General features: G+C 59.5%; 12 protein-coding genes. 9 read left to right on the forward strand and 3 right to left on the reverse strand.

The genetic code is table 11. The features are described from left to right. Nucleotide 1: 1 nt before the first annotated feature. The 6 genes from IB264_RS07180 (at nucleotide 2) to IB264_RS07205 (ending at nucleotide 6,812) form a co-directional block, all read left to right on the forward strand. Nucleotides 2-583, forward strand: coding sequence for a TetR/AcrR family transcriptional regulator (locus IB264_RS07180; RefSeq protein ID WP_025429587.1), 582 nt, complete (start codon nucleotides 2-4; stop codon nucleotides 581-583). Further along, nucleotides 580-975, forward strand: coding sequence for a helix-turn-helix domain-containing protein (locus tag IB264_RS07185; protein WP_107028135.1), 396 nt, complete (start codon nucleotides 580-582; stop codon nucleotides 973-975). Before IB264_RS07180 ends, IB264_RS07185 begins: the two co-directional genes overlap by 4 nt. A 230-nt stretch (nucleotides 976-1,205) precedes the next feature. Beyond that, on the forward strand, nucleotides 1,206-1,538 hold the full coding sequence (locus tag IB264_RS07190; protein WP_156585642.1) for a hypothetical protein: 333 nt from the start codon (nucleotides 1,206-1,208) through the stop codon (nucleotides 1,536-1,538). Nucleotides 1,539-1,575: 37 nt separating this feature from the next. Continuing rightward, nucleotides 1,576-2,394: an LssY C-terminal domain-containing protein gene (locus IB264_RS07195; protein WP_192433237.1), complete on the forward strand. Its 819-nt coding sequence runs from the start codon at nucleotides 1,576-1,578 to the stop codon at nucleotides 2,392-2,394. A gap of 103 nt (nucleotides 2,395-2,497) precedes the next feature. Further along, nucleotides 2,498-3,574 carry an AI-2E family transporter gene (locus IB264_RS07200; RefSeq protein ID WP_057224345.1) on the forward strand — a complete coding sequence of 359 codons (1,077 nt, stop codon included), beginning with the start codon at nucleotides 2,498-2,500 and terminating at the stop codon, nucleotides 3,572-3,574. Nucleotides 3,575-4,424: 850 nt separating this feature from the next. Further along, a complete protein-coding gene (locus IB264_RS07205) occupies nucleotides 4,425-6,812 on the forward strand; it encodes a hypothetical protein (protein WP_192433239.1) in 2,388 nt (795 codons plus the stop codon). 385 nt (nucleotides 6,813-7,197) lie between these two features. Here the strand turns inward: IB264_RS07205 and IB264_RS07210 are convergent, their stop codons facing one another. Beyond that, nucleotides 7,198-7,992 carry a L,D-transpeptidase gene (locus IB264_RS07210; protein WP_057207651.1) on the reverse strand — a complete coding sequence of 265 codons (795 nt, stop codon included), beginning with the start codon at nucleotides 7,990-7,992 and terminating at the stop codon, nucleotides 7,198-7,200. Between the two features lie 143 nt (nucleotides 7,993-8,135). Here IB264_RS07210 and IB264_RS07215 point away from each other — a divergent pair, with 143 nt between their 5' ends. Further along, a complete protein-coding gene (locus IB264_RS07215; RefSeq protein WP_347369220.1) occupies nucleotides 8,136-8,477 on the forward strand; it encodes a sterol desaturase family protein in 342 nt (113 codons plus the stop codon). Nucleotides 8,478-8,542: 65 nt separating this feature from the next. Here the strand turns inward: IB264_RS07215 and IB264_RS07220 are convergent, their stop codons facing one another. Then, nucleotides 8,543-9,235 carry an RraA family protein gene (locus IB264_RS07220; protein ID WP_057207650.1) on the reverse strand — a complete coding sequence of 231 codons (693 nt, stop codon included), beginning with the start codon at nucleotides 9,233-9,235 and terminating at the stop codon, nucleotides 8,543-8,545. Next, nucleotides 9,232-10,437: a mannonate dehydratase gene (gene uxuA, locus IB264_RS07225; RefSeq protein ID WP_057207649.1), complete on the reverse strand. Its 1,206-nt coding sequence runs from the start codon at nucleotides 10,435-10,437 to the stop codon at nucleotides 9,232-9,234. Before uxuA ends, IB264_RS07220 begins: the two co-directional genes overlap by 4 nt. 205 nt (nucleotides 10,438-10,642) lie before the next feature. On the opposite strand from uxuA, the gene IB264_RS35360 reads away from it, so the two are divergent. Both IB264_RS35360 and IB264_RS07235 read left to right on the forward strand, forming a co-directional pair. After that, nucleotides 10,643-11,398, forward strand: coding sequence for a FadR/GntR family transcriptional regulator (locus IB264_RS35360; protein WP_057207648.1), 756 nt, complete (start codon nucleotides 10,643-10,645; stop codon nucleotides 11,396-11,398). Nucleotides 11,399-11,494: 96 nt separating this feature from the next. After that, the gene (locus IB264_RS07235) at nucleotides 11,495-12,460 is read left to right on the forward strand and encodes a substrate-binding domain-containing protein (protein ID WP_057224347.1); all 966 of its coding nucleotides are present in this window, start codon (nucleotides 11,495-11,497) and stop codon (nucleotides 12,458-12,460) included. Nucleotides 12,461-12,502 lie beyond the last annotated feature (42 nt).

Raw genomic sequence — 12,502 nt, forward strand, 5'->3', positions numbered from 1 at the left:
CATGCCAAAGATCGTCGCCGAGCGCTCGGACGTAATCCCATCCCTCGCCGAGATCTTTCGGGAGTATGGCTTCGACGGTGCAAGCCTATCGACCATCACCGAAAAGACCGGCCTCGGAAAGGGAAGCCTTTATCACTTCTTTCCCGGCGGGAAGGAAGAGATGGCCGCAGCCGTGCTCGGCGAGATCGACGAATGGTTCGCGACGCAGGTCTTCGAGCCGCTAAGGAGCGCGGACGATCCGCGTTCCGCAATCACCAGCATGTGTAGCTCGGTTGCCGGCTACTTTCGCTCCGGCCGCCGTGTATGCCTCATTGGCGCGTTTGCACTGGACAACGTCCGGAACCGCTTCAGCGATCGGGTCAGGGATTACTTTGCCGAGTGGCGTGGTGCGCTCGCCTCTGCTCTTGAGAGGGCCGGATGCCCTGAACGTGACGCCCTTGCGCTTGCCGAGGAGACAGTAGTTGCCGTCCAGGGGGCCTTGGTGCTCGCCAGGGCGCTCGACGAACCGGAAGTCTTCGAACGAACCCTAGAGCGAATCCAGTCCCGGCTTATTGCGGCGACCGGTGGAGACGAGCAAAGATGAGGGATCGCAAAACAAACTCCGTCGTGCTCGCACCATGGCGGCTCAAGCGCGCCGTAGAGTTCATCGAAATGAACCTAGCGACCCCGCTTCAACTCGTAGACATCGCGCGCGCCGCGGGCCTCAGCCCCATGCATTTCGCTGCCGGCTTCCGGTTCGCGACAGGCCGGAGCCCGCATGCCTATCTGCGCGACCGTCGAATAGAGCGCGCGAAAACGAAATTGTTGAGCGACGACCTGAGCATCGACGAAATTGCGATTGATGTCGGCTTTCGTTCACAGACCCATTTTATCACAGTGTTCCGACGTCAAACGGGGCATCCACCCGCACGCTGGCGGCGTTGCAGCGCTTGCATCGGCGAGCCGTCCGAAGTTGTATGGCGGATGTCTCAGTAAGTGGCACACATACGAACTGCGCTCCGGTTATCGCTGCTCCAGTCTCGACATCAGCTCTCGCGCTGCGACAAGATCTGCTGTGACGGCTCATTCCATGAACCTCGAGCAGACGTCAGCGAGCGCTTTGCTCCATCAAATGCCGGGACTAAACATCTCGCTTCCTTGCAGAGCTTCCAGGCTCTGCTCGACCTCAACGCGCAGCGCGCTAACGAACGATAGGTGCTCGCATGATGAGCCAGAAACGAATCTTCGGCCTCTCCACGGTCGCAACACTCCTGCTCGGCGCGGGCGTGGCGCTCTATGCCGAGCCGGGCGTTGCGGTCTCCAATCCAACGCAGGCCGGATCGACGACGGGCCGGATCAGCGATCCGGCCCCGCAACGGTTCGAGGTTGCTCAGGCCCAGACCGGCGGCGGCTCGACGCTGCCGGGCGGTGCATCCTCGCTCAACGAGATTCGCGCTTCCCCAAAGAACAATATCGTTTCGACGACATGTGGCGTAGAACTTAGCCTACAGCGTCTCTGTTCGGCCGGCGGGACAAGGTACGAGCAGCGAAGTCGATAGCGAACCAAGGTCCTGCACGGGATAAGAAATTTTGAGAATGCTTACGCGCCTTTTCCAAAGGTTTCTCATCTTCTGTCTGGGGGCAGTTAGCGTTTGGCTGATCGTCTTTGTCGTTTTTGACACTGCGGACCACAGACTTCCCTGGATCCTGGCGGTAGGTCTTACCTATGGGCTTGCTGCCTACGTCATTTTGCCAAACGTGGTCCGAATGGGCTTAAAGATTCTCCACCGGAGACTCATCCCTAGATACACCATCACTGGCGACGGCTTGCCCGGCGATCCAGTGAATCTCGTGCTGATAGGCACTCTTCAACAACTTTGCGATGCGTTTGCAACAGCGGGCTGGTCAACAGCCGACAGTTTGGGGGTTGCAAGCTCGTGGCGAATGGTACGAGCGTTTCTGCTCAACACTCCGTATCCGACGGCTCCTTTCAGCACGCTCTATCTCTTCGGACGAAAGCAGGACATAGGTTTCCAGCAGCCCATCGACAACAGTCCGCGCAAGCGCCACCATATCCGCTTCTGGGCGCTGAGCACCGCCCATACGGGCGACGATATCACAGCAGCAAGCTTCTGGCTGAATACGGATAGGCCATCGACTGATCAGCGCGTCTTGTGGGTTGGGGCGGGCACCAGAGATACTGGATTATCGCTGACCAAACTGACGCTCCAAGTGACACACGCTACCGATTCAGATACGAATGTTGAACGAGATCACATAGTCACCCAGTTGAAGTCAAAGCGGGTGATCGGGGATGTCGTCTTGCATCAATCCGGCTCACGTCTACAGACCGGAAAGGTCAACCATTACATTACCGATGGTGAGATCGCCTTCGCCAGCTTGATGGATAATTGACAAGGAGGATCCTTACCTGCTCTACCCTCCTTGGATCCGAGGATCGATGCGCTGAGATCAGCAAAGTCCGGCAGAACTCGAAACAAGACTGCGCAGGGGTCCCATGAGAATTGTGCAACCAGCTACATTCTGGATTGCGGTTTCCGCAGTCGCCTTGGTTGCGCTAGTGCTTTTGCGCGAAATCCTGCTGCCATTTGTTGTTGGCGCATTGCTCGCCTATCTTCTCGTTCCCGCAGTCGACAGGTTAGAGCGGTTCGGGATCAATCGAAGTTTTGCAGCACTAGCCGTCATCTTGCCGCTGATCGTGGGTATTATCGCGGTCATGCTGGTTATGTTCCCGGTTATCATTGGTGAGCTGAGATTTTTTATTGATGAATTTCCCCGCTACATCACGCGTCTGCAATCCCTTATGACCGAAGCAAGCGGCCGCTGGATGCATGACATCATGGGTGAGAATCTTCACATCGAGCAATCTTCCGTCGACGTCGTGAGGGCGATGGGCAGCAAATGGCTCGACGGTTTCCTCAGTTCGCTGTGGTCGAGCGGACGAGCATTGATTTCCCTTCTTTCGCTCCTCGTTGTCACTCCAATCATCGCCATCTATCTCGCCATTGACTGGCACCGAATGATTGCGACAATTGATGGCTGGCTTGCTCCGGAGTACCGCGATGATGGTCGGGCGCTCGGGCGCGAAATCCACGATACTGTTGCCGGGTTCGTGCGCGGTCAGGTTGCCATCTGTCTCATTCTTGCCGTTCTTTATACGGCAGCGTTGAAGCTGACCGGACTCAACCATGCCATTTTGATTGGTATAGCTGCAGGCCTCATCAGTTTCGTTCCCTACCTTGGGGCAGCCACCGGTATCTTGATATCGGTATGCGTTGCGGTGGACCAGTTCTGGCCCAATTGGGCACCTGTCGCTGTTGTGGGGGGCATCTTCATTGTCGGTGAAATGCTTGCCGACTATGTTCTGTCCCCGCGCCTCATCGGCCGGCGCGTCAACCTCAATCCAGTCTGGATGATGTTTGCGCTATTCGCCTTCGGGTGGTTATTCGGCTTCATCGGTGTCTTGCTGGCGATACCTATTGCAGCTTCGCTGGGTGTGGTCCTGCGCTTCGCGAGACGGAAATCACTAGCAAGCGCAGGTCACAACGTTTTGAACAGTCCAGGTACTGAATAGTGAACCCATCACGCCGGCGACGCTTTTAGGCCAGCCTTAACAAGAGCGAGCAGCGCCACGCCCTCACCCATCAGGTCGGGTCACCATGAAATCATTCAGAGAGTCTGTCCCAAGCCGAGGACGATCCAAAAGCAGTTGCCGATTTCAGTGCAGGGATCGCAGCATATCAAGCCAAAGATCTTCCACTCGCCTTCAAAGAGTGTCGCCTGACACGCACTGCGATCTCGGGATCAGCTGCGGGGCCAACATAGGTTAGCACGATCGCGAACGCGTTCACCCACCTGCGCACGGGCCGATCCGCCCGACAACAGGCTTGCGCTGCTCACCGCCATCTTGCCGATGGCATCAATCTCGGCCTGACCCGCATGGCAGATGTTACTCCAGGCCCGACGATGCGGCAGCTTGTGCGTGGGCTCATGAACAGCACATCCGGGTCAATGCTCAAAGAAACCTGCCCCTCACGGCGATCTGGGGAAGTTAATGGTCTTGATGGCAATCTCCGGCTGCATTATTGCGCTAGTCGAAACTGTCTTCAGCCGGGCACTCAAAACATCAATCGACGATGTGCCCCTTGAAGATAGGCAGAGCGCCAAGACCGACTTAGAGGAACTTCACTCTCGCTGGTCGCTACGCCTGTTGGACTGGTCGACGGGCGCCGTAGCATGATTGCCAGTTCATCTGCCTTCATTCCGGTTAGTGGCCTAGCGCGCATCTAGGCGACGTCGCGGTTGCAGCGGTTTCAACGAAACATTTCGGGACGGTCTCGAAAGGCAATCGTTTCGCAGTGATTGCAATGGACCGTCGTGATTTCGGTCGCAAAGTCGCCGTCACACAGGGAGACGGTGAAAGGATGGATGATTTGGAACAGGTAAAATCGGTCACAGGAAAAGGTCGGCGCAAGGCGCTGTGGTTGAGCGCCGCGTTTGTGGCGGTGCTGGCTGCCGGGGCGACGGGTTACAAGATCACACTGGAGCGCGGCGTCGAGAAGCATATCACAGCGCGCGGGGGAACAGCCGGCTCCGTCCATGTGGATTATCTCGGCCGATTTCATCTGCGTGACGTGATGCTGCCGCTAAAGGACGGCCTTAGCGCAAAGATCGCCGGCATCGACGGTCGCCCAAAATTTCTCTTCCTGAATGCGGAGCTCGAGATCGCCAACCTGAGCGCCGAGCTTGCGGGCTACAAAATCGCTGTGCCGCGCGCGAGTGTCGAGCAGCCAAATTTCGACCGTCAGACGGTCGCCGAGATCTTCGCAAACAAGAGCAGCCTGTCATTGCCGGAGCGTATCCAGCGCTTCCAGGCCAATCGCATCTTCGTGCCGGAGGTCGCGATGACCAAAATCGTCGAGGGGAATGAAGACAGGATCGTCTACAGAAACATCGCGCTCGAGGATATCAGGGATGGCCGCGTAGCACGCTACAGCTCGTCCAATGCCAGCCTGGACATGCATGTGGCTGAGGCGACTGAAGACGGGAAGACGAAAAACGCGCGCATCAACGGCTCATTTGGGGCGATGACCGGTAAGGACCTTGACGTGGGCTATGCCGCACGTTTGTACACGCAAGCGGCCGGGCCACAGGACAAGCAGGCCAAGGCGCTTTACGGCCCCTTGTCGATCAAGGATGTCACTCAGACAATAGGCGAGGGCAGCTTCCAATATGATGAGTTGCGCAGCAATGGTCTTAGCATTCGTATGCCGGCTGAGCCGCTTTTGGACACGCTGGACATGCTGCGTTCGGTCAAAAACCCCGACGAATTGCCTGCTGCCGAACGAAACGCCTTTTACATGAAAGTTCTCTCCCTGCCCGATATGATTGGCCCGGGCGATATCCAATTGCTGGGGCTCAAGGTCAAAGTCCCGGGCAAAGACAGTGGCAAGCAGATCGACCTCGATGTCGAACGCACGTCACTTCACCTGAACGGTCGCGAAGTGAACGCGAGCCTCAACGGGATCTCGATGGAAGAAGGCGATGATCATTTCCGGCTCGCTGAAGCCAGCGTCAGCGGTTTTTCCTGGCACCCGACAATGGAGGGATTGAAACAACTCCTTGTTTTGAACGATGATCAGGCTCAAGAATTTGCCTATTCCGCATTGCTGCCCGAGTTCGGGACATTCCGGCTTGCCGGTCTGGATGTCGATCTGCCGAGCGGATCGGCCGACGTTGACGAGATCGCAGCGGTCGATGACGAGGCTGCGGCGCCGAGCGAGACGACGTCTGAGGATGAAGCAACCGCTGCACCGGCAATCGACGCGCCCGATCCCAGCGATAGCAGCCGAAACAGCGATGTCGCCGTTGAGGGCGCGGACGCCGGGCCCGAAGTCTCAGCGGCGCCGGTTGACGCGGACAAGGACGGTTCGGCCATCGACGATGGCGCGGACGCTGCGGCAGATGTGGCTGCCGCTGAAATTGCAGATGCTGCTTCCGATCAAGCGAGTGATCCTGACGCTGTGGATGGTGCCGGTGACGATGCCCTTCCTCAGACTGCGCTCAACGATGATGCAGGCGAAGTCCAAGCCTCTGAAACAATGTCGACCGACATCGCATCGCTCGTGCCGCAGCGCGTGAAATTTTCGCTGAAATCCTATGAAGCGGCGCTCAGTAAACCGTACAATGGCATCCCTACCGATATTCGTATTGTATACGAGGACTTGAGTGTCCCGATGCCAGCAGACGCCAAGGACGAGGCGTTTGAGCATTTGCGAAAGCTCGGCTACGACAAACTCACCTTGTCGGCTGGGGTTGAGGGACATTGGGACGAAGCGGGCAAAAGCTTCGTCATCAAGGATATCTCCCTTGGGGGAGAGGGGATGGGCAGTGTTTCGCTGTCTGGTGTCTTGGCCGGCGTCTCAAACGATTTGTTTTCTGCTGACACGATACGCATGCAAACCGCAGCACTCGGCGTTACTGCACGGGAATTGAAGCTCCGGATCGAGGACAAAGGGCTCTTCGACAAGGCGCTGACTTTGTATGCCCGGCAAAACGACATGACGGCGGAGCAGGCGCGCGGCATGCTGGTGCTGGTCGGATCCACCATGCTGCAGCAGTTCGTGGCCGATCAGCCGAAGCTTCAAAGTGTCGCCGGGGCAGCCTCAACTTTCCTGGGAAGAGCGGGGACATTCACCCTGTCTGTCAAATCGAAGGACGCCGCAGGCATTGGTGCGATTGAACTGATGACAGCCTCCGACGATCCGGCAGGTTTCCTGGAGCGGCTCGATATCGAGGCAAAGGCCGAATAGATCCTCGTCAACGCAGCGCCGGCAGTCGTTTGACGTCGGCGTTGCATCTTGTTGCGTATGGGATCTAAACCCATGCCTATGTATCTCGTTTTCCCGGCAGCACTGCTTTCGGCGGGGCGCATCGGATTACCGCGTTGGGCTAACATGTTGTTGGCTGACATCGCGCCTGCAACCGACCGACGCTTGACCCCTCGCTCTTGCGGCTCAAGAGGCGTTGCGTCCTCAGACACTAGGAGAGATCCGGCACGCCTCCCTCTAAAGATCGCGGTCAGAGAGCTTGTCGCGAAGGGCAGACGGGTGCGGCAGGATTGAACGACTGAATTTTTTTTGGTAGGGACTGTCGTGGCTCTTCTCGATTCCCTACTCGCTCGGTGCGAAGCGCCTTTCACGCCACCACAATCGGAACTTTGGTCGGCGACGCCTTGACCCGGTTGTAGAGGTCGATGACGTCCTGGTTGATCATGCGCACGCAACCGGAAGATGCCTGAGTGCCGATGGTCCACCATTCGGGTGAGCCGTGCACGCGATAGCCAGTGTCGTGGCTGTCCTTGTAGATATAGTGTGCGCGGGCGCCGAGCGGGTTGTCGAGGCCACCCGGCTGACCGCCCGTCCATTTCACCAGCTCCGGCTTGCGCGCGATCATCTCTTTGGGCGGCGTCCAGGTCGGCCATTCCTTGGTGTACTGGATCTCGGCGCGGCCGCTCCATTCGAAGCCGGCCTTGCCGATGCCGACGCCGTAACGGATCGCTTCGCCGCCTTCCTGCACCCAATAGAGATGCCGCTCGTTGAGCCGCACCACAATCGTGCCCGGCGCCTCGCCGGTCGGATCGATAACGATCTGACGGCGGAATTCCGGCCTGATCTTCTGGAATGGAACTGCCGGGATCACGAGGCCATTGTCGATCAGCGAGGCATACATCGTGCCGTTATCGGTGATGTTGCTGTCGACGCTGAGCGGTGGGATCGAACCGGTCGGCATGCGGTCAACGCCCCCAGGCGGCATACCACCCGACGGCTCGATTGATCCCAGCTCCGGGAATTCGAGCGTCTGCGAGCAGCCGGAGGCGCCAAGCAGTGTCAGGACACCGAGGCCCGAAAGCACGGCGCGGCGGGAGACGAAGTAGCCGGACTCCGGTTTGGTGGCGCCGGAGGACAGCGCCTGATCTTGCGGCTTACGCATGCACTCATTACCCCAAACGAACGGTCGGCATCATGCCCACCGGATGGGCCGCATTTTCACAATTCGTGGTTAAGAAAGCGTGAAACCATTGCCGGCCGTGCCCCACCCTTCGGCGCGTTCGACATGCCGCTCGTGCACCGGTGGTGACGATGTCGGCGACATTTGTCAGTGTGCCCGCATATCTCGTTCTGTTGATGTCTCCGTTGTGGTGGATCGGCGACCCGGCATTGCTTGCAGCCTCAGCGCGGGATTCCTGTTCGGTTCTGCTCTGCCACGGTTCATCATCTCGTGCATTATCGACCGGGACGCCAAGGATCGCTGTGTTCGCGCTCAAGCGACGCCATGCGCTGCACCACCACGTGACGCCGGAAGGCAACTTCGGCGTGACCTCCGGCCCCTGGGATCGGGTGTTTGCAACCGACATCCAGCCGCGCCGCAATCCACGGCGCGCCCAACCCAACGGGCGTCACCTCGCAGAGAGATAGACGCGTTCGTGCCATAGATTTATCGCTCGCAAGGACGATGAAGACGCCGTCCCGCCACTGAGCGACTACATGACGCCGAAGCGTTCGAATGCCTCGACCGTGGACATGCCGGCCTCGATGGCAAGGCGAACCTTGTTTTCAGTTTCTGCCTTTTCGAACGCCAGCGCGATCGCTTCCCGTTCCGCCTCGCGCGGAATGACCAGAACGCCGTCGCGGTCGCCGAACAGCATGTCGCCGGGCCGAATGCGGATGCCGCCGATCTCGATCGGAACCGCATAGTCGACGACCTTGCCGCGCGGTCCCTGATCCTGAGCATAGGATCCGTAGCAGAAGGTCGGGAAATCGAGGGCCAGGATGCCGCTGCTGTCTCGGCAGTATCCGTCGCAGATCGCACCTGCGGCTTTCAGCTGGATCGCGCGTGTCGACATCAACTCGCCCCAGACGGCGTAGCGCGGCGAGGCGCCTGAACATACGTAGATTTCGTTGGGTTTCAGGCTGTCGAGCGCATGGAACATCAGGCCGAAGGGCTTGGAGCTGATCTCGGCGTGGCCGCCGGCTCCCGCGGTCGCAAAGAAATCCGCCTCAAGCACCGGCATGGCGCGCCCGACTGTCACCATGTCGTCGCGCAGGGCCCGGATCTTCGGCGGCAGGAACTGATGCTGTAGCCCCATCGTGTCCAGAATATCGCCGACAACGGCGGTGAAGAGCCGGCTTCGCATCGCCGTGAACAAGTCGGCATCGTCTTCAAAAATCTTCATAGTGTCACCTGTTTGTTCCTTGCGGCCTTGACCGCTGAAATGCCGTGCATCACGCCTCGGATCTCGGCGAGCCCCTTCAGTCGGCCGATGAGCGAGTAGCCGGGATTGATCCGTTCCTTGCCAATGTCGTCGGCAAGGAGATGCCCATGGTCTGGACGAACGGGGATCTGCCAGTCGTCGCGCCCCTCGGCACGCCGGCGCTCTTGCTCCTCGAGAAGGGCGAGAATGACGGCCGGAATATCGCTCGAGCCACCAAGATGGTCGGCTTCATGAAACGACCCGTCAGCTTCGCGCTGAACGTTGCGCAGATGGGCGAAATGGATGCGGGAGCCGAACTCACGCACCATGGCCGGCAGGTCGTTTTCGGCGCGGGTGCCGTAGGATCCGGTGCAGAAGGTCAGGCCATTGGCGGGACTGTCGGCGGCTGCCAGGATGCGGCGCACGTCATCCGCAGTGGATACGATCCTCGGCAAGCCGTAGAGCGGGCAGGCCGGATCATCAGGATGAATGCAGAGCTTCACCCCGACCTCCTCGGCGACCGGCACGATCTCACGCAGGAAGCGTGCGAGGTTTTCATGCAGGTCCTCGGCGCTGATGCCATCGTACTCCGCGAGCGCTCCAAGAAAGCCGGCGCGATCAAACTTACGCTCCGATGCCGGCAGGCCGGCAATCAGATTGCGTTCGATACGGTCGATCTTTGCTGGATCCATCGCGGTAAGCCGCGCCTCCGCCGTTTCGATCTGGGCGGGCGAATAGCTCTGCTCGACACGTGGCCGTTTCAGCACAAAGAGATCGTAGGCGGCGAAATCGATAGCATCGAAGCGCAGCGCATATCCGCCGGTCGGCAGCGGATGCATGAGTTCGGTGCGGGTCCAGTCGACCACCGGCATGAAATTGTAGCAGACCGTGCCAATGCCGCAGCGCGCCAGCGCGCGCATCGTGTCCTTGTACCAGCCGATGTAGCGTGCGCTGTCTGACGATGCCAGCTTGATCGAATTGTGCACCGGAATGCTCTCGACCACGCTCCAGCGCAGGCCTGCCGCCTCGATCAACGCCTTGTGCTTCAGGATCTGATCGTCGGACCAGGGCGAGCCGTCATAGACGTCATGAAGCGCTGAGACGATGCCCGTCGCCCCTGCCTGCCGGATGTGGCTGAGCGGCACCGGGTCATCCGGGCCATACCAGCGAAAGCACTCTTCCATCGGCCTCATCTCTTAAACTCCTGCGATCTCGGGATGATCTCTATTGTTGGACCAGATGACGCATTAAGGATCGGCGTGGGCGCAAATTCAAGCGAAAATACGCTGAGATTGTTGTTTTTCCGGCACGGCGGCAAAAATTCCGATGCAGCTCTTGACTTGTCACTCAATCTGGACCAACAAATAGAGCCGCACACAGGAGGAGAACGTGGCGCACAATTCGGCAAAACCGGCGCAATCGACAGGTGTCGAGCCAGCTGAGGTCGGCAAGACGTCTGCGGTCGATAGGCTCGTCGAGCAGATCAGGGATCTGATCGCCGAACGCGGCCTCGGGATTGGCGATGCGCTGCCGACCGAGCGCGATCTTGGTGAGCAGTTTCAGGCCGGACGGAATACGGTTCGCGAGGCGCTTCAGGTCCTGCGAGCCTATGGTCTGGTCGAGACGCGGCCGAAGGTCGGTGCCGTCATCAGCGGTGGTCATGGCGAGGCGATCCGCAGGCTTTTTGCCTTTCACAACGGCATATCGCCCGATTCCTTCCGCGATCTGCAGGGTTTCCGCCGCATCATCGAGACCGGCGTCGGCGACCACATCATTCTTCATGCAAGCGAAGCCGACCTCGACAGGCTGGAGGCGGCCAATGCTCGCATCCGGACGGCTGAGAGCGTCGAGGAGGCGGCCCGCTACGATTACGAATTCCACGAGGCTATCGTCGAACTCTCAGGCAACAGGACGACCCTTGCTGCCTACCGGATGATGCGCACCGTCATCGAGGAAGTCATGCGCCTCGGCAAGGCGGAGCGGCCGGTCCAGTCGGCGACCTACGAGGCCCATGCCGAAATCATCGGCGCGCTGAGGGCGCGCGACCGAATTGCCTATGCCTATCTCATGAGCCGCCATCTCGAATTCGGCCTCAAATTCGTCGGCGCGCCGACCAGTGGACAGTCCGCCGCGACCAAGACTTGAGGCTGCGGCGGCATCGTCTTCCGCATTCAGTCAGAACCGGCCCCTTTGCCCGCGGGGCCGGCAACACGATCAAGGGCCTAGGGGAGGAGACCCAGTATGATCAAAACAAAACGCCACGTCCTGACGCTCGCAACACTTCTGGTAAGTGTCAGCTTCGCGCCGAGCGCGGTTCTTGCCGACGGCAAGGCCATCGCCGGCATCGTCTTCCAGCAGGACCAGTACTTCCGCGGCATCCAGATCGGGATGGAGAAGGCGGCGGAAGCCGCCGGCGACGAACTGCTCGCCGGAAACAGCGACAGCAAGCTCGAAAAGGAAGCGCAGCTGATCGACACCTATATCGCCCGCGGCGTCAACTCGATCGTGGTCGCGCCGCTGTCGGCCGACGCTTCGGTTCCCGCGCTCAAGAAGGCACGCGATGCCGGCATCACCGTGGTCACCTACGGCACGTCTGCCAATGGTGACGTTGCCCAGGCGACGGTGACCAGTTCAGACCGCGATATCGGCATCGGCACAGGCGAGGCGGCTGCTCCGTTTCTGAAAACCCTCGGGTATGGCGAGAAGGTCAAGATCGGGACACTCGCTTTCAAGGCGCTGTTGCCTGAGCAGTCGAACGCTCGCGTCGACGGCTTCCTTCACGTGGTGTCCTCCCAGGTCGAGATCGTCGCGCAACAGGATGCCTGGCTGGCCGAGAAGGCGCTGGCCGTTGCCAGCGACATGCTGACCGCCAACCCGGATATCAAGGTGATCTATGCCGCCAACGAAGGCGGCACGATCGGCGCGGTCCAGGCGGTGAAGAAGGCCGGGCTTGAGGGCAAAGTGTTCGTTTTCGGCACCGATGGTTCCGAGCAGCTCGCCAACATGCTTCTCGACAAGGACAACGTGCTCCAGGCAACGACGGCGCAGCAGCCTCTAGAGGTCGGCAAGCAGGCGATCGAGGCAGCGCAGAAACTGCTCGAAGGCAAGACGTTCGAGACCAAGGTCAATGTTCCCGTCCTTCCCTTGACGCGCGCAAATGCCGACGGGGTCGCCGCCTACAAGGAAGGCCTGAAGGCTCTGAAGTAAGGTTGCGTGGCAGGGCCACTCGGCCCTGCCACCATTTTCTGC

Origin of the sequence: Ensifer sp. ENS11 (genome assembly GCF_014851895.1) — a bacterium.
In the GTDB taxonomy this organism is placed as follows: domain Bacteria; phylum Pseudomonadota; class Alphaproteobacteria; order Rhizobiales; family Rhizobiaceae; genus Ensifer; species Ensifer canadensis.